General features: G+C 53.0%; 25 protein-coding genes and 2 pseudogenes. 15 read left to right on the forward strand and 12 right to left on the reverse strand.

Annotation, left to right across the window (positions count from 1 at the left end; genetic code table 11):
- Window positions 1-285: 285 nt before the first annotated feature.
- The 8 genes from A7P99_RS07060 to A7P99_RS07095 form a co-directional block, all read right to left on the reverse strand.
- Window positions 286-1962, reverse strand: coding sequence for a formate--tetrahydrofolate ligase (locus tag A7P99_RS07060; RefSeq protein ID WP_067448198.1), 1677 nt, complete (start codon window positions 1960-1962; stop codon window positions 286-288).
- 218 nt (window positions 1963-2180) lie between these two features.
- The gene (locus A7P99_RS07065; protein ID WP_067448196.1) at window positions 2181-2825 is read right to left on the reverse strand and encodes a MarC family protein; all 645 of its coding nucleotides are present in this window, start codon (window positions 2823-2825) and stop codon (window positions 2181-2183) included.
- A gap of 21 nt (window positions 2826-2846) precedes the next feature.
- Window positions 2847-3377 (reverse strand): cysteine hydrolase family protein, encoded by a 531-nt coding sequence (locus A7P99_RS07070; RefSeq protein ID WP_067441202.1) that lies wholly within the window; start codon window positions 3375-3377, stop codon window positions 2847-2849.
- Between the two features lie 269 nt (window positions 3378-3646).
- Window positions 3647-4759 (reverse strand): rod shape-determining protein RodA, encoded by a 1113-nt coding sequence (gene rodA / locus A7P99_RS07075; RefSeq protein ID WP_067448194.1) that lies wholly within the window; start codon window positions 4757-4759, stop codon window positions 3647-3649.
- A gap of 1 nt (window position 4760) precedes the next feature.
- On the reverse strand, window positions 4761-6809 hold the full coding sequence (mrdA, locus tag A7P99_RS07080) for a penicillin-binding protein 2 (protein WP_067528541.1): 2049 nt from the start codon (window positions 6807-6809) through the stop codon (window positions 4761-4763).
- The gene (mreD, locus tag A7P99_RS07085; protein WP_067448190.1) at window positions 6806-7309 is read right to left on the reverse strand and encodes a rod shape-determining protein MreD; all 504 of its coding nucleotides are present in this window, start codon (window positions 7307-7309) and stop codon (window positions 6806-6808) included. The genes mrdA and mreD overlap by 4 nt, the downstream gene beginning before the upstream one ends.
- A 2-nt stretch (window positions 7310-7311) precedes the next feature.
- Window positions 7312-8199: a rod shape-determining protein MreC gene (gene mreC / locus A7P99_RS07090; protein WP_067448188.1), complete on the reverse strand. Its 888-nt coding sequence runs from the start codon at window positions 8197-8199 to the stop codon at window positions 7312-7314.
- 123 nt (window positions 8200-8322) lie between these two features.
- On the reverse strand, window positions 8323-9363 hold the full coding sequence (locus A7P99_RS07095) for a rod shape-determining protein (protein WP_067441210.1): 1041 nt from the start codon (window positions 9361-9363) through the stop codon (window positions 8323-8325).
- 214 nt (window positions 9364-9577) lie between these two features.
- Here A7P99_RS07095 and gatC point away from each other — a divergent pair, with 214 nt between their 5' ends.
- The 15 genes and pseudogenes from gatC (at window position 9578) to A7P99_RS07170 (ending at window position 20761) form a co-directional block, all read left to right on the forward strand.
- Complete coding sequence (gene gatC, locus A7P99_RS07100; protein ID WP_067528543.1) at window positions 9578-9868, forward strand: Asp-tRNA(Asn)/Glu-tRNA(Gln) amidotransferase subunit GatC; 291 nt, start codon at window positions 9578-9580, stop codon at window positions 9866-9868.
- A gap of 313 nt (window positions 9869-10181) precedes the next feature.
- Entirely contained in the window at window positions 10182-10688 is a 507-nt protein-coding gene (locus tag A7P99_RS07105; protein WP_067448184.1) for a hypothetical protein, read from the forward strand.
- A 66-nt stretch (window positions 10689-10754) separates the two neighbouring features.
- The gene (locus A7P99_RS07110; RefSeq protein ID WP_067448182.1) at window positions 10755-11333 is read left to right on the forward strand and encodes a DUF4303 domain-containing protein; all 579 of its coding nucleotides are present in this window, start codon (window positions 10755-10757) and stop codon (window positions 11331-11333) included.
- A 78-nt stretch (window positions 11334-11411) separates the two neighbouring features.
- Window positions 11412-12860 carry an Asp-tRNA(Asn)/Glu-tRNA(Gln) amidotransferase subunit GatA gene (gene gatA, locus A7P99_RS07115; protein ID WP_067687076.1) on the forward strand — a complete coding sequence of 483 codons (1449 nt, stop codon included), beginning with the start codon at window positions 11412-11414 and terminating at the stop codon, window positions 12858-12860.
- A 52-nt stretch (window positions 12861-12912) separates the two neighbouring features.
- Window positions 12913-13419 (forward strand): annotated as a pseudogene (locus A7P99_RS07120) (DNA adenine methylase); the annotation flags it as partial.
- A 41-nt stretch (window positions 13420-13460) separates the two neighbouring features.
- A pseudogene (locus A7P99_RS07125) lies at window positions 13461-14232 on the forward strand (DpnI domain-containing protein).
- Window positions 14233-14240: 8 nt separating this feature from the next.
- Complete coding sequence (locus A7P99_RS07130; RefSeq protein WP_067448177.1) at window positions 14241-14492, forward strand: hypothetical protein; 252 nt, start codon at window positions 14241-14243, stop codon at window positions 14490-14492.
- A gap of 151 nt (window positions 14493-14643) precedes the next feature.
- Window positions 14644-15264, forward strand: a complete 621-nt coding sequence (locus A7P99_RS07135; protein ID WP_067528545.1) for a trimeric intracellular cation channel family protein — start codon at window positions 14644-14646, stop codon at window positions 15262-15264.
- Window positions 15265-15369: 105 nt separating this feature from the next.
- Entirely contained in the window at window positions 15370-16800 is a 1431-nt protein-coding gene (gatB, locus tag A7P99_RS07140) for an Asp-tRNA(Asn)/Glu-tRNA(Gln) amidotransferase subunit GatB (RefSeq protein ID WP_067448173.1), read from the forward strand.
- A gap of 191 nt (window positions 16801-16991) precedes the next feature.
- Window positions 16992-17423: a hypothetical protein gene (locus A7P99_RS07145; RefSeq protein ID WP_067448171.1), complete on the forward strand. Its 432-nt coding sequence runs from the start codon at window positions 16992-16994 to the stop codon at window positions 17421-17423.
- 136 nt (window positions 17424-17559) lie between these two features.
- Window positions 17560-17889: a hypothetical protein gene (locus A7P99_RS07150; protein ID WP_231866524.1), complete on the forward strand. Its 330-nt coding sequence runs from the start codon at window positions 17560-17562 to the stop codon at window positions 17887-17889.
- Window positions 17890-18025: 136 nt separating this feature from the next.
- Complete coding sequence (locus A7P99_RS07155; RefSeq protein ID WP_067687079.1) at window positions 18026-18472, forward strand: RDD family protein; 447 nt, start codon at window positions 18026-18028, stop codon at window positions 18470-18472.
- A 113-nt stretch (window positions 18473-18585) separates the two neighbouring features.
- Window positions 18586-19062: an LPS assembly lipoprotein LptE gene (lptE, locus tag A7P99_RS07160; RefSeq protein WP_067448165.1), complete on the forward strand. Its 477-nt coding sequence runs from the start codon at window positions 18586-18588 to the stop codon at window positions 19060-19062.
- Entirely contained in the window at window positions 19062-20069 is a 1008-nt protein-coding gene (gene holA / locus A7P99_RS07165; protein WP_067448163.1) for a DNA polymerase III subunit delta, read from the forward strand. The genes lptE and holA overlap by 1 nt, the downstream gene beginning before the upstream one ends.
- Before the next feature lie 236 nt (window positions 20070-20305).
- A complete protein-coding gene (locus A7P99_RS07170) occupies window positions 20306-20761 on the forward strand; it encodes a hypothetical protein (protein ID WP_067448161.1) in 456 nt (151 codons plus the stop codon).
- A gap of 67 nt (window positions 20762-20828) precedes the next feature.
- On the opposite strand, the gene A7P99_RS07175 is transcribed toward A7P99_RS07170, so the two are convergent.
- From A7P99_RS07175 to A7P99_RS07190, 4 genes are all read right to left on the reverse strand, one after another.
- Window positions 20829-21023: a DUF1737 domain-containing protein gene (locus tag A7P99_RS07175; protein WP_067687081.1), complete on the reverse strand. Its 195-nt coding sequence runs from the start codon at window positions 21021-21023 to the stop codon at window positions 20829-20831.
- 214 nt (window positions 21024-21237) lie between these two features.
- Window positions 21238-21723 carry a hypothetical protein gene (locus A7P99_RS07180; protein WP_067448157.1) on the reverse strand — a complete coding sequence of 162 codons (486 nt, stop codon included), beginning with the start codon at window positions 21721-21723 and terminating at the stop codon, window positions 21238-21240.
- A gap of 32 nt (window positions 21724-21755) precedes the next feature.
- Window positions 21756-22364, reverse strand: coding sequence for a BON domain-containing protein (locus A7P99_RS07185; RefSeq protein ID WP_064106386.1), 609 nt, complete (start codon window positions 22362-22364; stop codon window positions 21756-21758).
- A 37-nt stretch (window positions 22365-22401) separates the two neighbouring features.
- Window positions 22402-22992: a phosphoheptose isomerase gene (locus A7P99_RS07190; RefSeq protein ID WP_067448155.1), complete on the reverse strand. Its 591-nt coding sequence runs from the start codon at window positions 22990-22992 to the stop codon at window positions 22402-22404.
- Window positions 22993-23182 lie beyond the last annotated feature (190 nt).

A 23182-nucleotide genomic window follows, 5' to 3' on the forward strand; every position in this document is an offset into this window, starting at 1 on the left:
TAAAACACCCACACTTATCGGTAATCTGATTGTTAAAGAGCTGCTGAACCGTAAAACCGACAACAAAACCGTGCCGTAAGGAACAGCGAAGATGCGGACTATACGCCTACCAGAATATTTTGTCAAATACCGGAAAACAAAATATCCACAAACAAAAACTAAATCACTAAGGTGAAATGAAATTTACCCGGCATAAATACAACTGACCACTGGCTACTGAAGATACTTGCACAAAAAATAGCCGGGCAACTGTCCGGCTATGAATTCTTTCCACACTAAAACCATTCAGAACAATCCACTAATTACCCCATCATCATCCACATCAATTCGCTCTGCAGCCGGCACTTTTGGCAAACCTGGCATTTTCATCATATTGCCGCACAGCACCACAACAAACCCTGCTCCAGCAGACAACGTCAGCCCACGCACAATGATGCGGAAACCTTGTGGTGCGCCCAGCAACTTAGCATTATCACTGAATGAATATTGCGTTTTTGCCATACAAACGGGCAACTTGTCCCACCCCAATTTTTCCAAATTAGCGATATCAGCCAGCGCCTCCGCACTGAAATCCACATCATCTGCACCATAAATTCTCTGGGCAACCATGCGGATTTTTTCCGGGATACTTTGCTCTACTTCATAAGAGAAGCTAAATTGTGCAGATGATTGTTCGATAACAGCAGCTACTTTACGCGCCAAATCCTCACCACCGGCACCACCTTTACTCCACACTTCGGTAAATGATATTTCCGCACCACGTTGTCGGCAGGCTTCAGCCACCAAATTCAATTCGGCCTGAGTATCAACACTGAATCGGTTGAGCGCTACCACCACCGGCAAGCCAAACACATTTTTCAGATTATCAATATGACGCAACAGATTGGGTAACCCTTTTTCCAGTGCAGCCAGATTTTCACCGGACAACTCATCTTTTGGTAAGCCACCGTTATATTTCAATGCCCGCACGGTAGCCACTACCACTGCAGCATCCGGCCGTAAACCGGACAACCGGCACTTGATGTCACAGAATTTCTCGGCACCCAAATCCGCACCAAACCCAGCTTCGGTAACAGCATAATCGGCCAGATGACAAGCCAAGCGTGTGGCGATAACTGAATTGCAACCGTGGGCAATATTAGCGAACGGACCACCATGCACAAAAGCAGGCGTACCTCCAATAGTTTGAACAAGATTTGGCTTAATCGCATCTTTTAACAGCACCGCCATTGCACCTTGTGCTTTCAAATCGCGTGCATACACTGGACTACCGTCTTTGGCATACGCCACCAACATATTACCCAACCTCTGTTTGAGGTCGGCAACATCTTGGGCTAAACAGAATACCGCCATCACTTCGGAGGCAACAGTTATATCAAAACCATCATCACGCATCACACCATCGGTAGTTTTACCCAATCCCCCGATAATATTACGCAAATGGCGATCATTCATATCAACTGCACGCCGCCACAGAATCCGTTTTGGATCAATATTGAGCGCATTACCATGGTAGATATGATTGTCGATAAGAGCAGCCAAAAGGTTGTTTGCGGCACCAATAGCGTGAAAATCGCCAGTAAAGTGCAGGTTAATATCTTCCATTGGCAGCACTTGGGCATAGCCGCCACCAGCCGCACCGCCTTTGATACCAAACACAGGGCCGAGTGAAGGCTCACGCAGGGCAATGACAGCATTTTTACCGATGCGATTGAGCGCGTCGGCCAAGCCAATGGTTACTGTAGTTTTGCCTTCCCCGGCCGGTGTGGGGCTGATGGCAGTCACCAAAATTAGCTTACCTTGCTTTTCAGGTAGCCTGAATGCATCCACAGGATGGATTTTGGCTTTATATTTACCATAATGCTCCAACTGCTCCGGTTTCAAGCCGAGCTTGGCGGCGATTTCGTCAATATGCCGGATGGAGGCAGCTTGAGCAATTTGAACGTCGGACAATTGGGGCATAACGGTCTCCAAATAAAGAGTTGGAAAAGAAGAGCGTAGCTCTAGGTATTGTACTCTAAATTAGTTGATAAGAAGCGAATATTCATCATTATAGATACAACATATCATGTAATCACTAAAAAATATTGATGCAAAATGGCAAAGTGAAAGTTGAGATACAAACAAAAGGGCGGGTACGCCCCCGCCCTTCATCACTTCCTTTTTATACTCACTCAAACTTAACCCGTTATTTTCAAAGCCGGGAATAAGCCTCGCAAACCAGCCAATACAATCTCCACCGCAATTGCTGCCAGCAGCAGGCCAGACACGCGGTTGATGATCTTGATGCCAACACTGCCAAGTATTTTGCTCAGTCTGGCCGAACAGGCCAAAATCAAATAACAGGTTACCCCCACCATAAAACAGGCGGCCAGAAGTTGTAGTGCACCCACCCACGTTTCCACATGACTGCTATAAATGATAATGATAGAAAATCCGCCCGGACCAACGATAATCGGCGTAGCCATCGGCACCACGGCAAAGGTAAATTGTTTCTCCGGCGGCAGGCTTAAATGCTCCTTATTTAAATTAGGTTTCACCGGATTATCCTCGCCTCCCATCATGTTCATGGCAATCACAAATACTAAAATGCCACCAGCAATTTGGAAGGCCGGAATGCCGATGCCTAGAGCTTTCAACAACGGCGTACCAATTACCCCGGCCACCACCATACAGACAAAGGCGCTAATCGCTACCAGGCGCGCGGTTTTACGCTGCTCCTTCAAAGTAAAATCCACCGTTTTATCAACAAAATATCCAAGTGCAATCAATGGATTATTTAGAGCAATCAGGCCAGTGAACAAATACAGGATATGAGTAATCATCATTTCTCTCAAAACATCAAATCAGTCAGATAACAGCGCCACGGCTTCATCTACGCTCGGCATGGCTGCGAAGCGCCCACGCATAATATCGAAATTATGATGCTCATACAGCTCTTTAGCCGACCAGCGGCCATTATCCAGTGTACTGTTGGCACCTTCTGGCAAAATCACTTCAAAGCCCAAATCGCTGGCAGCCCGCACAGTAGTTTCCACACAGTATTCAGTCATCATACCAACCACCACTAAGCGCTCAACTCCGTTGCCACGCAGGTAATCCAGCAAATCCGTACCGCGAAAAGCGCTGCTATACCATTTATCCACTACTTTCTCACCGGCCTGCGGCGCAACAGCGGCAGCAATCTGCCAACCGGGCGAGTTTGGCGCAAAGGGCGAATCCGCCTCGTTATGCCGCACATAGATGACTTCGCGCCCATGCGTACGGGCAGCAAGCAACATTCGGCTGATGGCATCCAACATTTCCACCCCGCGATAAGCTCCCATATCCAGCAATGCCTGCTGGGTGTCTATAACCAACAAAACCATTTTCTTCATTATGCTCTTTCCGTGGCTAATACTACCTGAAAATACTCGCCGCAATAAAGCTTAAAATACCCATTTCTGATCTGAGTAACCAAAAAGAATACCCCTCAGCATTGGCCGGAGAACTGCCACTATTCTATACAGGCAATGCAACCTTTGCCATTACCAGACACCACACTATGTCAAATGTATTGCAGATTCAACACATATATCATATTTCTGCCAGCAAACATACAATCCGCAACAAAGGCTACCTGAAATTTCAGGTAGCCTCCACCGCCCTACATCTTGCTCTGCTGATTACTGATGCCCATCAACATAGCAACAATGATCATGATAGAAAGCGTGGCCGTGCCACCGTAACTCACCAATGGCAGCGGCACACCCACTACCGGCAGGATACCGCTCACCATGCCCATATTCACAAACACATAACAAAACAGCGTCATAGTGAGTGCACCGGCCAAGGTGCGGCTATAGAGCGTAGGGGCTTTGGCAGCAATATAGAGACCACGCCCCAACATGATGGCATACACCGATAGCAGCAGGAGATTGCCAATAAGACCGAACTCTTCACCATACACAGCGAAGATGAAATCCGTGGTGGACTCCGGGATATAGTCAAGATGCGTCTGTGTGCCATTGAGCCAGCCCTTACCCCACACGCCGCCGGAGCCGATAGCAGTCATTGACTGCAAAATATGGTAGCCCGCGCCGAGTGGGTCTTTAGTCGGATCGAGCAGGGTCAGCACGCGGGTGCGCTGGTAATCATGCATACCGTATTGCCACAACAGAGGCAGCGAAGCAAAAAAACCGACCACAGCCACCGCAATCACCCGCCATGGCAGCCCCGCAAAAAATATCACAAACAGCCCGGACGCCATAATCAACACAGCCGTACCCAAATCAGGCTGCTTCAAAATCAAGAAGCCCGGCACAACTATCAACACCAATGCAGCCAAATAATGCTGCCAGCCCAGCTCCGTTTCGTGTTTCTGCAGATACCACGCCACCGTCATTGGCAGCGCAATTTTCATCAACTCTGAGGGTTGCAAACGGATGATGCCCAAATTCAGCCATCGTTGCGAACCATTCACAATCACACCGAAAAAGTGCACCCCCACCAACATCAGCAGGCTCACCCCATACAGCACGATGGCAAAGTTGCTCAGCACCTGCGGCTGAGTACGGGCAATGCACCACAGCAGTACAAAGCCCACTATCGTGTGCAGGGTTTTGTTTTCCAGCTGGCCGATGTTCTGGCCGTCGGCCGAATACAGCAAAAATAGGCTCATCACATAGATGGCCAGCATGCTGTAAAACAGCCACATATCCATCGGATCCCAAATTTTCCGCCAGTAGCGGCGGATAGCGTGTTTAGACGGGTGCTGCATATTATCGGACCTCGGATGCGGCAGCCGGCAAGCTGCCTGAAACCGCCCGATAGGCAGACAGGGTGCGCACCGCTTGGACGTTAATCAGCGGATACTCTACCTGCCTCATCGCACTATCTCTCGGTACAGCAAGCTTGGGCAGCGGCAGGTTTTTACCGTTTTCGCCCTGTAGTTGCATCAGGTAAAAATCGGCCAACTGGCGCGCCACCGGCGCGGCATTCGCACCCCAGCCACCGTTTTCTAGCAGCACAGCGATGGCGATTTTTGGATTCTGTGCCGGCGCAAAGGCAATAAACCAGGCATGGTCACGGTGGCGTTCGGCCAGCGCGGCCGCGTTATACGATGCGCCCTGCCGAATCTGCACCACCTGCGCTGTGCCGGTTTTGCCTCCCATGCTGTATTTCAGCCCCACGCCCATGCGCCAAGCCGTGCCGCCCGGGCGCAACACGCGCTCCATGCTTTGCTTCACAAAAGCGAAATATTCCGGCTTGAACGGTAGGGTGGCACTGGACTGGGTACCGACTAAAATGCGAGTTTGCTTTTGGTGGTCGGTGAGCTCGCGTACCAAGTGCGGGCGATACCTCACGCCGTTGTTGGCCAGTATGGCAGTGGCGTGCGCCATCTGTAGCGGCGTGTAAGCGTTATAGCCCTGCCCGATGCTGATAGTAACCATATCAGCGGCGCGCCACTGGCGGGCAGATTCATTGCGCGAATTGGCAAAACGGCGCGCCTTCCATTCGGGGCTAGGCAATATTCCTTTGTATTCATTAGGCAAATCAATGCCGGTTGGCTGGCCAAAGCCGAAGTGCGCCAAATAGGGATAAGCTTTTTCTATGCCCATTTCGTAGCCTAAGCGGTAGAAAAAGGTGTCGGATGATACTTGGATGGCCTTACCCAGATTGGCCGAACCGTGCCCGCTGCGCACCGAATCACGGAACTGGTGGCGGCTGCCGGGAATGCTCCATGCGCCGGGCGCAGGCAGCACAGTATTGGGCGTAATCTGCCCGCTTTGCAACGCAGCCATGCCCATAAACGGCTTAAAGGTGGAGCCGGGCGGATACAGACCTTGGGTAACGCGGTTGATGAGCGGACGTTGCCAATCGTCGTTCAGGCTTTTCCACGTATCGCTGTCGATGCCGTCAATGAACAGGTTGGCATCGTAAGTCGGCTTCGATACCAAAACCAGCACACCGCCTGTTTGCGGATCAATAGCCACCACTGCGCCGCGCCGGTTGCCCAACAGTTCACTAGCTTTCTGCTGCATGCGGATGTCGAGCGACAGGCGCAGGGTCTGCCCGCTCGCGGCTGGTGCAGTTTTCAAGGTACGCACTATATTGCCCTGCGCATCTTTTTCCACTTCCTGATAACCGGGCACGCCATGCAGCTGCTGCTCGTAATAGTTCTCCAAACCCATTTTGCCGATGTGGGTGGTGCCGCGATAAAGCTCGTAGCGGTCTTCGCTTTCCAACTGGTCACGGTCTTTGTCGCTGATGCGGCCGATGTAGCCGATGATGTGAGTAGTGAGCCCACCGTAGGGATATTCGCGAAAAGTGCGTGCATTCACTTCCACACCTTTGAAGCGGAACAGCACCGCTGCCAACCGAGCGGCTTCTTCGGTGCTCAGTTTCAATTTCAGAGGGATGCGTTCGTAGGAGCGGGATTCGGCACGGAAACGCTGGAAGCGCTTCACATCGGCCTCGCTGATTTCCACATACGGGCGCAAAACCGGTATCAAATCCTCAACTTTCATCTCCAATTCGTTGGGGATGACTTCCAGTGAATAGGCTGGATAATTGTGAGCCAGTACCACGCCGTTCACATCGGTGATTTCACCGCGAATCGGCGGGGTAGGGATAAGGGAGATACGGTTGGCAACGGCCTTGTCCACAAATTCATCGTACCTGGCCACCTGAAGTCGCACAAACTGCCATACCAGCACGCTGAAGAATATTAAAATTATAGCAAATGCCACCATCAAGCGCAGCAGATAATCCTTCTGCCGGCTGCGGGACGGCGCTTTAGCGGGCGTGTAATGGCGGCGCGACTTCATTTACGGGAACGGCGGTAGTGGTCGATGGCGAGCATCATGTTGTTCAACTGCGGCCACAACAGGCCGGTGAGGAGCGAAGGCAGCCACAACCGCCACAAAGGAAACGGCTGCTGCTGAAATAGGCTGACCAGGAAAACCACCAGCTGGCTAACCAACACTGCACCCGCCACTGCTACGGCCTGCCAGCCGAAGGAATTGAGCACAACCTGCCGCCGGTTGCGTTCAATCAAAAATGCGGCCACACTATAAGCCAAGCCGTGCTGCCCCAGTAGTGAATTGGTGCCGATATCCACTAGCAAGCCAAGGCAGAACGCCACACCGATGCCGATAAGCCGTGGCCGGTGCAGCAGCCAATAAGCCAGCATTATCAATGTGAAATCAGGCAAAGGAAACACCCAGGGCGGGGGCACTGGGACGAAATCGAAGAGCAACGCCAGCAAAAAGCTGAATGCCACCCAGCATTTGGGTGTGGATTTTTTAAGCGGGGAGATCGGAGACATGCTTATTCCTGCGTATCTTGTTCGGTTAGCGGCTCGGAAGCGGCTTCAGGTAGCCTTGCAAACACTTGCGGCTTCTGCGGAATCACCAACACATAGCTGCTGCTGCTCAGACTGGCTGACGGCGTCAGCACAGTACGGTAATACGGCGTACCGGAATTTCGGTCAGCATGTGCCACTTTGGCAATCGGAATGCCGGCTGGGTAGATACTGTCAATGCCAGAAGTAACCAGCAAATCGCCCTCTTTCAATTCGGCCGACACTGGAAAATAACGCAAATCCAGCGTTTCACCGCGCCCGTACACCAGTGTGCGTACGCCGGTTTCAGCCACCATCGCCGGAATCACCGACTGGCGGTTGTTAATCAGCGCCACTTCCGCTGTGGCCGGCTGTACAGCGGTTACCTGGCCAATTAAGCCTTTTTCGTCACTCACCGGATCACCTACCTGAATCCCGCTGTTACTGCCTTTAGTAATCAACAGACGATCGGCTCGCGGGATACGGCCATTAGATACGATTTCCGCCAGCACTGCCTTGGGCGCAAGCAGCGGCTGCAAACGGTTCAGTGTTTTCAGCTCACTCAATTCGCGCACCGTCGGCGCTTGCAGCTGCAACTGCATATTCAGACGGGCATTTTCTTCTTTCAGGCGTGTGTTTTCGGCGAGTAGTTGCTGTTTGTCGCGCATAAATGCCATGCCGCCACTCACCCATTCTGCCGGCTGGCGTGCCACCCACTGCAAGGGATAAAGCCCAGTCGCTACATAAGATTTAGCCTGCCGCAATGCCGCATAACGGTTGTCCAGTACCATCAATGCCATTGAGACAATCCCCAGCAACACCAGCTTGCTGGTAGAACTGATAATCGGGCTGACAAAATTGATTTCTTGCGACATAAGGGAGAATAACAGGCAGGTTACCTGGAAACTGAAGACACCGTGCAGGCAGGTCTGACACAAAACAAACTTAAGTGGCATCCCGCGCCGATTCTGCAGCACATGGGATGCTACCAGGATAAATCAAGGATTGGGCACAAACACAGAGTTCATCTTGCCGATTAAATCCAGCGCCTTGCCGGAGCCACGCACCACACAGGTAAGCGGGTCCTCGGCAATGCTCACCGGCAAGCCAGTTTCCTCGGCCAGCAAACGATCCAAACCGTTGAGCAGTGCACCGCCACCGGTGAGCACTAGGCCACGGTCAGCAATATCTGCGCCCAATTCCGGCGGAGTCTGCTCCAATGCGTTTTTCACAGCCTGCACGATTTGGTTTAACGGCTCAGCCAAGGCTTCCAGCACCTCATTGGAACTGATAGTGAAAGCACGTGGGATACCTTCGGCCAGATTGCGTCCTTTGGCTTCGATTTCGCGCACGGCATTGCCCGGGAAGGCCGTGCCAATGGTTTTTTTGATTTCTTCAGCGGTGGCTTCACCAATCAGCATGCCGTAATTGCGGCGTACATAATTGATAATGGCTTCATCAAACGCATCACCTGCCACACGCACAGAATGGGAATACACCACACCAGACAAAGAGATGATGCCAACTTCGGTCGTACCACCACCGATGTCCACTACCATGGAGCCAGTCGGTTCTTCAATCGGCAAACCTGCACCGATGGCTGCTGCCATCGGCTCTTCAATCAGATTTACAGAGGCCGCACCAGCCTGTTGCGCCGAATCGTGAATCGCCTTGCGTTCCACCTGGGTTGAGCCGCAGGGCACGCAAATCACGATGCGCGGAGCGGCAGCAAAGCGACTGTTGTTCACCTTGCGGATAAAGTGCTTGAGCATTTTCTCGGTAACATTAAAGTCGGCAATCACCCCATCCTTCATCGGGCGCACCGCCTGAATGCCGCCTGGCGTACGCCCCAGCATACGCTTGGCTTCCGCACCCACCGCCACCGTGGCGTTCTTATTGTTGCTCATGTCGTTGGGGAGAGCCACCACCGAAGGCTCGTCCAAAACAATACCGCGGCCTTTGATGTAAATCAGGGTGTTGGCCGTACCTAAATCGATGGCCAAATCATTAGAGAAATATCTGGTGAGAAAGCGGAACATGCCTTAAATCCTAGCGTTTAAATACTGATGAATATTTTTTAAAGAAACCTAACCTGCGGAGAAACCGGTGCTGCTTCGGGCAGCCCTAATTCTTGTGCCGTGCCGAGAAGCAGGCTTTTAGGCTATAATTTAAGCTTTGCAAGCTAGTCTCAATTGAAATATGCAATCATACCTGAGATTGAGCTGTTTGCTAAACATAATTTAAGGAATTTTTATGTCGCTTACACTTTCCGACGTTGAAAAAATCGCCCGCCTCTCGCGTTTGAGCCTGACCGAAGCTGAGAAAGCCACCACTCTCGACGAGCTAAATGGTATCTTCGCCATGGTAGAGCAAATGCAGAGCGTGAACACTGACGGCATCGAACCGATGACCCACCCGCACGAACTCGCCCTGCGCCTGCGTGCCGACCAAATCACCGAAGCCGACCACACTGCCGAATACCAAGCCGTTGCCCCCGAAGTGCGCAACCGCCTGTATATCGTGCCGCAAGTAATTGAGGAATAAATTTTCAGGTAGTTTTTTCTCAGGCTGAGTCCTTTACAAAACTACCACCAGCAGCATATTTGGAACGTTGTGCCAGATCGCTCACCCACCTAATGGCATGTCTGCGCTCGCTGTGTTGCGACAGCCAAACAAATTCTTTTCCTTTACAAAGCAACGAGTCACAGACAGTACAACGTTAGTACGACAAGGTGAACTAACGCCACAGTGAGATAAAGAAGGTGCTTAGTGAAATGCCCTAAACTGCATTCTTAATTCGGCAACTCTAGCAAAGGCCTCAAGCTACCTGAAGCACCCCCCCCACGGAGCAAACATCATGAGAAAACTCTTCCTCACCGCCCTCTTGGGCATTCTCGCCGCCACTGCCCACGCCGGAGCCAGCCCGGCCGAACGTGAAGCCAACCCTAAAGCTGCCGCCATAGCGCAAACCAAGCTCGGCGAAGACGTGCTCCTCTACAGCTACCAAAGCGACGGCGACGGCGCCTACACTGCCTATCTTTATCCCGACACCATCCAAGCCCTCGGCGGCGGCTGGTATTCCGTCGTATCCCGCCACCGCTCGCAACGCACTGGCGCTGAGCCCTATATGCTGGTATCCGACTGGGTATTCTGCGGCAGCGGCAAACACCAATCCGTGATGAGCGCACTGGCCCTGTTTAACTCCAACGGCAGCCTAAACGGCTTAAAAGATACCCACCCCTATGCCAAGCCTGCCGAACTGAGCGAAGAAACTATCAATGAACTCAACGCCGTGGGCGGCGAAGACCAGCACACCGCCAAAATGATACAAGCCGTGTGCGGCCACATTAGCGCAGCCAAATAAACCTGCCCGCAAAATTTTCAGGTAGCCTCAAAACAGCAAAGGCTACCTGAAAACTAAAGGAACCCCATGTCCACCGAGCAACAACACCTGCACACCGCCGCCGTTAGCCACATCCGCCAATGTTTCAACCGTATCAAGCAGCAGGTTGAACAGGCAGGCAAGGAAGTTGCCGCGTATTATTTCTATTTGGTGGACGACTTTTTTGCCGCAGGCAACGCCGCGATTACCTATCAGGATTTAGCAGCCTTTGTTGCCAAGCACAGGAAAAAATACAAAAACTGCACCATCCTGCAGGCGATTTGGGATGGCAGATGTACACTTTATGAAGGCCAAACCGAAATCCAGAATGCTTCAGATAACTGGCTGGAAAACCAAAGCGAGCTCTACCAAGTTGCATACCGCAGCATAGAAAATCTAGATGATGACGATACCTATCAGCAAAAACGTGCCGAATACGAAACTGCCCTAATAGCCGCACTACAACAATGCGACCAAGAAGGCCTGTTCGGCAACCGTGCTGAAAACGGCATATTGCTGTTTGCATTTTATATTGATGATTATGATGAAAATGACGAACAATCGCTGCTTTACCGTTCCGCCACGCAGCTCAACCAACTGGATACTTACCAAAAATTGATAGGCTGATATTTTTAGACAGCCTCAAAAAGCAGCCTGCACTATTAACCCTTTAAAATTTCACTTATTTTCAACCGAAAGACCCTCATGACCCAATACACCCTCAAACAAGCCAGCCAATTGCTACAATCCAAACAAATCTCCGCCGTCGAACTGGCAACCGAATATCTTGCCGCTATTACCGCGCAGAACCCGGCAATCAACGGCTACATCACCCTCGACCAAGACAAAACCCTCGCCGAAGCCCGTGCCGCCGATGCGCGTATCGCGCAGGGTAACGCCACCGCGCTCACTGGCGTACCCATCGCCTACAAAGATATTTTCTGCCAAACAGGCTGGCGCAGTGCGTGCAGCTCCAAAATGTTGGACAACTTTGTCTCCCCCTACACTGCCACCGTCGTACAAAACCTGCTTGATGAAGGTATGGTAACGCTCGGCCGTACCAATATGGACGAGTTTGCCATGGGCTCGACCAATGAAACCTCGTTCTACGGCGCGACCAAAAATCCGTGGAATCCCGAACACGTTCCAGGCGGTTCGTCCGGTGGTTCCGCAGCCGTTGTTGCAGCGCGTCTTGCCCCTGTTGCGCTCGGTTCAGATACCGGCGGATCCATCCGCCAGCCTGCTTCACACTGCGGCATCACCGGCATCAAACCTACTTACGGCACAGTTTCCCGCTTTGGCATGGTTGCCTACGCATCCAGTTTCGACCAAGCCGGTCCGATGGCGCAAACCGCCGAAGACTGCGCGATTTTGCTCAATGTGATGGCAAGCTTTGATGAGCGCGATTCCACCAGCTTGGAACGCAGCAAAGAAGACTACACCCGCGATTTGGACAAACCGCTCAAAGGCATGAAAATCGGCCTGCCTAAAGAATATTTCGGCGAAGGCGAGGATGCCGATGTGCAGGCTGCTTTGCAAAGCGTCATCGACCTCTTAAAAGCGCAAGGCGCGGAAACCATTGAAGTTTCCCTGCCGCAAACCGCCCTGTCCATCCCCGCTTACTACGTCCTCGCTTCCGCCGAAGCCAGCACCAACCTTTCCCGCTACGACGGCGTACGCTACGGCCATCGTGCTGCAAAATTCAACGACCTTGAAGAAATGTACAGCAACACCCGCGCCGAAGGCTTCGGCAGCGAAGTCAAACGCCGCATCATGATTGGTACTTATGTGTTGTCGCACGGCTACTACGACGCCTATTACCTGAAAGCCCAAAAACTGCGCCGCCTCGTTGCCAACGATTTTCAGACGGCCTTCGCACAATGCGACTTCATCCTCGCCCCAACTGCGCCCACCGCCGCCCCGAAACTCGGCAGCGACATCCACGATCCTGTGCAGATGTACCTTTCCGACATCTACACCATCGCCGTAAATCTGGCGGGCTTGCCTGCCCTGACCCTGCCCGCAGGTTTCAGCAGCAGCGGACTGCCCATCGGCGTGCAATTTATCGGCAATCATTTCTCTGAAGCCAAAATCCTTGGCGCAGCGCATCAAGTACAACTGGCGAGCGATTGGCATACGAAAGTGCCGGTGTGAAGTTTTCAGGTAGCCTCTGTTTTGAAGCTACCTGAAAAATAGGGAACATATTATGCAAACTAAATCCTTTCTAAAATGGGCGGGCGGCAAATCCAAGCTCGTTCCCTTTATAGAACATAGCCTGCCCAAACGCCCGCGCAAACGCCTGATTGAGCCGTTTGCAGGTTCAGCCGCATTGTCGCTTGCTTTGGAGTTTGACAGCTACCTGCTCAATGACAGCAATCACGACCTCATCGGACTGTTTCAAACATTGAAGCAGGAAAAGCAGCAGTTTATCGATTATGCCCGCTCCTTTTTCCTTCCCGAAAATAATCGGGAAGCCCACTTCTACGAACTGCGCGCCCAATTCAATCTTAGCACGGACAGGCACGAGCGCTCGGCATTGTTTGTCTACTTAAACCGCCATGCCTTCAACGGCTTGTGCCGCTACAACAGTAAAGGCGAATTCAACGTACCATTCGGCCACGATAAATCTCCTTACTTCCCCGAAAAGGAAATGCAGGGATTTATCGCCAAATCAGAGAGGATAGAATTGCTGTGTGGCGATTTTCAGGTAGCCTTTAAAAGACCTGGAAGGCCGTCTGAAAATAGGACACTGCAGTGAACCTCTATTTAGACCAATCATTGATGCGGCAATACAAAAGTGCAAGCCAGCAAGTAAGGGTGATGACCGAAAGCTGGTTGGGGCAGAATGCTTATTGTCCGAATTGTGGTCGGCAACCGATTACACAATTTGAAAATAACCGCCCAGTTGCCGATTTTTACTGTCAGGATTGTGCAGAACAGTTCGAACTAAAAAGTAAAAGCGGTCAGTCGGCAGGCCGAAGCGTGGCAGACGGTGCGTATCAAACCATGATTGAGCGCATACAATCCGAGCAAAACCCGAATTTCTTCTGTCTGTCATATCGGAAAGTGGATTACGCCGTACGACAACTGGTGCTGATACCCAAACATTTTGTTACCCCCGCGATGATTGTGCCGCGCAAACAAGGTATTCCGAACCACCCCCAATTACATCATGTGTTCGATGAATATCGGCAGCCTGCCGGAAAGTGGAAAAATTCTGCTGATAAACCAAGGGCAGGCCATGCCACCCGAAACCGTGTTCAAACAATGGCGGCAATACCTGTTCTTAAGGCAGCAAAAAACGGAGAAAAAAGGCTGGTTGCTGGCCATAATGAAATGCGCTGACAGGCTACCTGAAAAATTTTCTTTGAAGCAAATGTATGAGTTTGAAACTGAATTGGCCGCCCAGTTTCCCGAAAACAAACATATCAAAGATAAAATCTACCAACAGTTGCAGATATTGCGCGACCAATGGAAGATTGAGTTTCTCGGTAACAGGCATTATCGGAAACTACCAATTGAATAGAACATCCAATGCATAAAGCAAAGAATATCCAAGGCATCCATACCCAAGCATTGCTTGAATTATTGAATAATCCAGTATTGGCTATCTGCGAGGCCTCCATCCGTAAAGGTCATGCACGAGCAACACACTTTCTGATGCGGCAAGGAGATACCGTTATAGATGAAGGCATTGATGGTGAAGAAACAAAATGGGAAGCTGCAGATTTTCTAAACCACTACCAGCAAACTTGGTGGACGGTGGAGCAAAAAATATATAAGTAGTAGAAAGCTCGATATTCGAATCTAACAACTCTATTTCAGCTATACCAAATATCAGATGTAAAAACCCAATCCACCGTTTTTCAGGTAGCCTCTAAGGCCGTCTGAAAACCTATTCAACCACCTAACACTGCCTGCAAGGCTACCTGAAACCATGACCACCACCGACTTCATCCAAATCATTGGCACCGCCGCCTTCGCCGTGTCTGGCTACCTCGTCGGCTACAGCAAGCGGCTCGACGTGCTCGGCGTGATCATCACCGCCTTGCTCACCGCTGTGGGCGGCGGCATGATGCGCGATGCGCTGGTAGGGCATGTGCCGCAGGTATTCCGACACACCGACGCGCTCATTGTGGTATTCGCCACCCTCGTTATCGCCTGGCTGCTGCACGTGCAACGCTACCGCCGCACCCACCTTGCCGCCGCCTTCCTGATTGCAGACGCCATCGGCCTGGCCGCCTTCAGCATCACCGGTGCACAAATCGGCATCAGCCTGCAATTAAACCTGTTCGGCGTGATCGTGCTCGCCTTCGTCACCGCCGTGGGCGGCGGCATTGCCCGCGATATTTTGGTGAACGACGTGCCCATCGTATTGCGTGCCGACCTCTACGGCAGCGTTGCCATCTTCATCGGCGGGCTAATGTATTTCCTCGCGCGGATCGGCTGGATAAACGCCTTTACCCTGCATCTGCTGTTTGCCGCCGGCCTGTTTCTGCGGTTGGCCGCCTACCGCTTCCACTGGCAGCTTCCCGGCTTTCAGCCGCGCAGAAAATAGCGGTAAAAGGCCGTCTGAAAGATAGAATATAGGTTTTCAGGTAGCCTCTGCCCACCCGGAAACCCTTACAAACCGATTAACCCTTCTTCAACAGAAAGACCCCTTATGACCTGGGAAACCGTAATCGGACTGGAAATCCACGTCCAACTCAACACTCAATCCAAAATCTTTAGCGGCGCATCGACTACGTTCGGTGCGGAACCTAATGCGCACGCCAGCATGGTGGAATGCGCACTGCCGGGCGTACTGCCTGTAATGAACCGCGAAGTCGTTGAAAAAGCCATCAAATTAGGTTTGGCTTTGGATGCGAAAATCAATCAGAAAAACGTGTTCGACCGCAAGAACTACTTCTATCCCGACTTACCCAAAGGCTATCAAATCAGCCAGTTGGATTTGCCGATTGTTGAACACGGCAAATTGGAAATCGTGGTCGGCGACGATGTGAAAACCATTAACGTAACCCGCGCGCACATGGAAGAAGATGCGGGCAAATCCGTGCATGAAGGCTTGAACGGCGCGACCGGCATTGACCTGAACCGCGCCGGCACGCCGCTATTGGAAGTGGTATCCGAACCTGAAATGCGCTCCGCTGCCGAAGCCGTTGCCTACGCCAAAGCCTTGCACAGCTTGGTAACCTGGCTGGACATCTGCGACGGCAATATGGCGGAAGGCTCGTTCCGCGTCGATGCCAACGTATCGGTGCGTCCGAAAGGTCAAGCGGAATTCGGCACGCGCCGCGAGATTAAAAACCTCAATTCCTTCCGCTTCTTGGAGCAGGCGATTAATTACGAAGTGGAAGCGCAAATCGAGATTTTGGAAGACGGCGGCAAAGTACAGCAGGCAACCATGCTGTTTGACCCTGAAAAAGGCGAAACCCGCGTGATGCGTTTGAAAGAAGACGCGCACGACTACCGCTACTTCCCCGACCCAGATTTGCTGCCCGTCATCATTTCAGACGACCGGTTGCAAAAAGCCAAAGCAGAAATGCCCGAGCTGCCGAAAGAAATGGCGGCGCGTTTCGTAGCGGATTATGGCGTGAGCGACTACGACGCGCGCCTACTCACCGCCAGCCGTGTGCAGGCTGCCTATTTTGAAGAAGCCGCCAAAGCCAGCGGACAAGGCAAGCTGACTGCCAACTGGGTGAACGGCGAGCTCGCCGCTACGCTGAACAAAGAAGGCATGGAACTTGCCGACAGCCCGATTACCGCCCCACGCCTCGCCGCACTGGTGGGCAAGATCGCCGACGGCACATTAAGCAGCAAGTTAGCGAAAAAAGCCTTTGAAGCCATGTGGGCAGAACCTGAAGCCACCATCGCCGAAATCATTGAAAAACACGGCTTGCAGCAGATGACCGATACCGGCGCGATTGAAGCCATGGTGGATGAAGTACTGGCCAACAACGCCAAAGCCGTGGAGCAGTTCAAATCCGGTAACGAAAAAGCCCTGAATGCGATTGTGGGACAAGTGATGAAGGCTAGTAAAGGCAAAGCGAATCCTGCGCAGGTGCAGGAGTTGATTAAAGCAAAGTTGGCTTAAAGCAAGGATAAGGCTACCTGAAAACGATAAAAGGTTTTTCAGGTAGCCTTAATAATGCCGCTTGAGTATCTGTCTAAACTGCAAACTAAGGTGCAGGCTGCTTTGGCCTGCTAAAAAGCAAGCTGCACCGTTTGCCCAATCAACCCGCGCTTCTGCAGGAATAAGCAAGGGTTTCATCTTGGGAGATTGTTATGAAAATTGCCAAAATCATGGTCTTGTGGCTGGCTTTGGCCGGCAGCGCATTCGCAGCCGGTTTGGACGCATCCGATGCCGGCGAATATGTGCTGCTGGATAAAGACCAACGCCCCACACAAATGCAGATGCGCTATTACCAGCGCGGCGCGCAATGGATGATGGACGGGAAAAATGGCAACAGCCCATGGTCGCCGGTGTGCCAAGGCACGGGCGAATGCCGCCTGCAAACTTCTTCCACACAGAAAATTCACGAATGGAAAACCTTGCTGCCATCTGAGCTCCGAGCGATGCCGATGGCGTGTATCCACAATCAGGCCTTTGCGTTTTGCCGCATGAGCAAGCCCGATAATCCGAATATGCGCCTGTATTGGTGGTTTGCTTGGCAAAACGGGCGAACCTATGCGTTGGGCTTAAACCGCCTGCGCTGATGCGGGCGCAAATAAAGTTTGCCGCCCGTATATGTATGCCCAACAGCATAAATGCCGGGCAAAACGGATTGGTGCTGCCTATTCTGCGCAAACTTTGCAGATGCAGCCTTAAACCATCCTGAAAGGCTACCTGAAAATGCCCAGCCGTTTTCAGGTAGCCTCCTCTTCTGGAAACAAGATGACCAACCTATCAATAGATGCAGCATTGGGCGCCGCTGCCATCGCTGCGCACCAATTTTCTTTCAAGAATAAAGCGTATCTGCTGCCACCCCAGCGTTGCGGCTGCTTCTACTGCCTCGCTATCTTCCGCTCCACCGAGCTGGAGGAAGGCGACTTTGTGCCGGAAGACGACGGGCAATACACGGCATGCTGCCCTTATTGCGGCATCGACAGCGTCATCGGTGAAAATTGCGGATACGCAATCACCCCGGAATTATTGGCAGCCATGCAGGACTATTGGTTTTAAAGGATGAGCATGCTGCAGAATTTTCAGGTAGCCTGTTTAGCTCTTAATATCATAGTGAATTAAGATAAGGATGCTGCTGCGCTAGTTCACCTTGTCCCATTCTGATTTTAATCCACCATACATACACAGCCACCTTATGAACCCAGAAGTCCGCTTGAAAAACGGCAAGGTATATCGGCTTGCCCCTGCTTGGAAACGAATCTCGGCCGCCGCCCTAAACTTCGGCCTAGCCTATGCCCTGCTGCAAGCCTTGCTGTATTGCTTCCCCGGCAACAACGATTTCCATCTGGTGCTGCTGCCGATGCTGGCTTATATGCTACTGCAAACCATATTGATGTCGCTGAAAGGGCAGTCGTTCGGCAAATGGCTGTTCCGCATCCGTGTGCTAGACAAAAACGGCAGCAATCCCGGCTTTCTCGGCACGGTATTGGCTCGGGAAGCGGCTTTTGTGTTGCTGCTGATTTTCTTCCGTTGGCCGGCCAGCTTGGCATATCTCATTTGCCTGGCCATACTCTTGATTCTCAAATTCGAACGGCGCACCCTGCAAGACCGGTTTATGGGCTCGGTGGTGGTATCTCTATAGCAAAGGCTACCTGAAAGCCCATGCTGCCGCTTTTCAGGTAGCCTCTCCCGTCCACAATCCGCTAGAATACGCCCCTAGCCGCCGCCTCTTGCGGCGCAAGCCAAGGAAACACCATGAAAAAATATCTGATGCTGCCCCTTTTGCTGTTGCTGGCCTCCTGCGGCTTCCGCCTGGCCGGCAGCGACCCCGCGCTCAACCCGCCCCTGCCCTACCAAACCTGGGCCGTACAAGGGCGCGAATTGCAGCAAAATATCGAAACCGAACTGCTGCGCCGCCACGCCAAGCTCGACAGCGCCTTTGCCGATGCCGTGGTCAAAGTAACCGATATCCAAACCAATAAAAACATCCAAACCCTCAACCTCTCCGGCACAGTAACCGAATACCGGCTGGAGCTCAAAGTAGCCGCCCAAGCCTGGCGCGGCGAAAAAGCCCTGGGCGAGCCCATGCTCATCAGCGTATACCGCACGCTGGACTATAGCGACAGCGAAATCCTCGGTAAACAAGAAGAAGAAGCCCAACTCTGGGCCGATATGCGCGTGGATGCCGCCCGCCAGCTCGTGCGCCGCCTAGGCTACCTGAAAGCCGAATAATGGCCGCCATCAGCACCGAACGCCTGCTGCCGCAACTCAAACAGCCCCTGCAAGTGCTGTATGTGCTGCATGGCGAAGAAGCCCTGCTGCGGATAGAAGCCTTAGACGCCATCCGCGCCGCTGCCAAAGAGCAGGGCTACCTGAACCGCGAAACCCACACCCCCGACACCGCCGCCGACTGGCAAGACCTCCTCGCCTCCGCCAACAGCATCGGCCTGTTTGCCGAACTCAAACTGCTCGAAATCCACCTGCCTGGCGGCAAGCCCGGCAAAGCCGGCGGCGAAGCCCTCGAACAACTGGCCGCCAACCTCCCGCCCGACACCGTAACCGTTATCCTCCTGCCCAAACTCGAGCGTGCCCAAACCCAGGCCAAATGGTTTGCCGCCCTCAGCCGCAGCGGCACCGTGGTTGAAGCCAAAGCCGTTGATGCCCAAGCCCTGCCCGGCTGGATACGCGGCCGCCTCGCGCAGCATCAATTATCCATCGGCAACGAGGCGCTTGCCCTGTTTGCCGAACGCGTGGAAGGCAACCTCTTGGCCGCCAAGCAGGAAATCGACAAACTCGCCCTGCTCTACCCCGCAGGCCACGAATTGGGCATTGCCGAAACCGAAGCCGCCGTGGCCGACGTAGCCCGTTTCGACGTATTCCAGCTTGCCGCCGCCTGGATGAGCGGCGAACCCGCCCGCGTGGTGCGCCTGCTCGAAGGCCTCGAAGCCGACGGCGAAGAACCCGTAATGCTGCTGTGGATGCTGGCCGACGACATCCGCACCCTCATCCGCCTCACCGCCGCCCTCAAACAAGGGCAAACCGTAGCCCAAGTGCGCAACAGCCTGCGCCTGTGGGGCAGCAAACAGCAACTCGCCCCCCTGGCTGTGCGCCGCATCCCCACCCCGCGCCTCATCACCGCCCTGCAAGAATGCGCCCGCATCGACCGCATCATCAAAGGCGCAGAAACCGGCGAAGCCTGGCCCGCCATCCGGCAGCTGCTGGTGAGTTTGGCCGGATAATGGGTATCGATGCAATCCAGTATAATATATATTGCTTCCAATAGGGATTGAAACAAAGCGGTAAGTCACAACAATAAGAACGATACAGCAAGGCGAACCAAGACCGTATCGTTCCCCCCCCTAGGGCGACTATATTTTCAGGCAGCCTCCCGCACACTGTAGAGGCTACCTGAAAATACCCGCCAACAATATAGCAATCTAATCATGACTTTTTTCAAGCAAACCAAGAAGAAACCATGTTCCCTAAAGCCAAAAAAATCCTCATCAGCGGCGCCCTTTCCATCGTCCTTCTAGGCTGGCGCGGCTACGATGCTGTTAAAACCGTGAAGCTGAAAGAGTTTGTAGAACACTACAATGTGTTCATCAACAACGAAAACCGCTTCCTCACCCATCTAAATGAGCGTACCGATTTCGGCAGTGTGCCCGAAGCTGTGATGATGCCGGTGCGGCATAGTGCTGGGTTTATGGCCAATTCCGACCGAGGCGGCTGCCACTCGATTCCTGATGATGCCCTGCTTGCCGAATGCACCAGTGCCTTTAGCGAATACCACAGCGTGCTGCAAGAAGTGGAAAAACAGGGGCTGGACGAAGCGCGGCTAAAACAGGTGGTTGAACGCGGCACCCGCACACACAGCATCATCACCCAAGTGGCTGCGAAGTTTCCGAGCCGGGTTCAAGTGCAGAGCAATTGATTGCGCGCCCAGACACCATAAAGGCTACCTGAAAAGTTTTCAGGTAGCCTTTGCTATTTGCTGCATATCAATATTCGCTCAACGGCTTATTCGGGTCGTATTGCACCACTTCTTTCACAATCGCCTGCCCCACGTGCACGCCGTTGTCGGTGTGCGCCAAGGTCGGGCTGCCGTGCAGCTCCCAACCTTGTTGCAAGGCTTCGGTTACGCGGCGGCAGAACACGGAATCGTCTGTGCCGGTAAGCAAGCGGTAAACTTTCACTATCTCTCTCCTCTTAACTATAGCTGAAGCACATTTTCTCATACCAAGCAGCAAGCCGCAGACAGTACAACGCAATACGGCAAAACAAGCCAACGCAGTAGGAAGAAATACGTGTAACTATAGCAATAGCCGGCCATGAAACATTGCTGCAACCATAACCACAAACAGGCTGCCTAAAACTTCGCTACACTGCGCTTTACAGGTAACCTCCGTTTTAAAACAGGCTATCCACCGGATTGCCACTGCCATCGCCTCCAGGCTGGCGCGGCTGGGGTTGCGGCGCAGGTTTCACCGGCACCTCAATCGGTCGGATTTCTGTTTCCTGCTGCGGGGCAACCGGCTGAATCGGCACTTCTTCCTCAGCAGGGGTGGCCGGTGTAACGCGGCGCGACGCGGCGGGGCGCTCTTGTGCCGGCTCGGATGCCTGGGAAGCGACATCCATATCGGCAGCCGGTGGCAGGCTGTAGGTTTGGCCGGCCGCGGCTGATGCGCCGTTGGGCTGCCAAATTTCCACGCCCTGCTGCGGTGTGGAAGCATCACCGGCGCTTGGCCCGAAATCAGATTTTTGTATCGTGAGCCAAGCCATGGCCACCAGCGCGAACACCACGATAAAGGCCACAATAAACGCTATCCACACAATGCGGCTAAACGTGCTGCGCTGCGGCTTTTTGGAAGAAGAAGGCATTTCTTTGCCGGTCATGAACTTTCCTTACAATTCAAAGATAAGCGTGTTTAGCGCACATTGCTGGGCACGAAGGTTTCATACAGCGTAACCACTTGCTGCACGCCGGCGGTAGTGCTCACGGTATTGCTCACCAGCGCCTGCTCTTCGGGCGTGAGGATGCCCATCACATAAGTAACGCCGTTATACGTTACCACTTTCACATGGTTGGCCGACACGCCCTTGGTGCCGAGCAAAGTGGTGCGTACTTTGGAAGTAACCCACGAATCGTTGCTTACCTCGCCGAAGCCGCGTGCGCTGGTGGCTACCTGAATATAGTTGTAAATCTTCTCGGCATTGGGCTGGGCGCGAGCCACGCGCTCCACAAATGCCTTATCGGCCTCGCTGGCCACCAAGCCCATCAGCAGCACCTGGCGGTTGAAGCTCACCACGGAAAGCTTCGGCTCAAAGCCCTGCGTAGTGTTGTTGCTGCGCAGATGGGTGAGCGCCGTGTTTTGGATACGCACTTCCATCACTTGGTCGTCAGCCTGCGCGCCGGTACTGCGGCGGTCGGTGGCCGACATCACGCCGAATGCGCCCGCGCCCACCAGCGCGGTAAAACAGCCGGAAAGCGGCAGCGGCAGCAGGCACAGCAGCAGGAGGCGGAAACTTTTTTTCATGGTTTATTGTCCTTTTGGGCGGAAATGGGGGAAGCGTTTATTCTTCAAACAAAGCGGTATCGATTTGATCGCACAGGACGTGAATCAGCAGGATATGGATTTCCTGAATCCGCGCCGTGCGATTATGCGGCACGTTGAGCAGCACATCGCCTTCTGTAAGCACACCGGCGATTTTACCGCCGTCGCGCCCGGTGAGCGCCACCACGCTCATGCCCTGCTCGCGGGCGGCATCAATGGCGGCAAGCACATTGCCGGAATTGCCGGAAGTGGAAATCGCCACCAGCACATCGCCCGGGCGGCCGAGTGCAGACACTTGGCGGGCAAAAATCCGATCAAAGGCATAATCGTTGCCGATGGCGGTGAGCGCGGAAGTGTCGGTGGTGAGCGCGATGGCGCCCAGCGGCATACGTTCCTTTTCAAAACGGCCGGTAAGCTCGGCGGCAAAATGCTGCGCATCCGCTGCCGAACCGCCGTTGCCGCACACCAAAATCTTGCCGTCGGCCATCAGCGAATCCAATAGCAACGCTGCCGCCCGCGCCGTTGGCTCGGCCAATTGTTCGGCACACTGCTGTTTGGCGGCAATGCTTTCCTGAAAATGCTGCAATACGCGTTGGGCGGCTGGGTTCATAAAGTCTACCTGAAAAATAAAAAATGAAAACGTCGGCTATTGTAGCGGCATATGGTGGTTTGAACAATTGCTGGCAACGGGCAAGCGGGTAAAGGCTACCTGAAACATCGCCTGCGACACGGCTAAAACAAGCAGCGCCAGTTGCTGTCAAGCACAAAACACATCCGCATTTTCAGGTGGCCTTTACCAC

This window comes from Eikenella sp. NML120348, from assembly GCF_001648435.1.
GTDB lineage: Bacteria > Pseudomonadota > Gammaproteobacteria > Burkholderiales > Neisseriaceae > Eikenella > Eikenella exigua.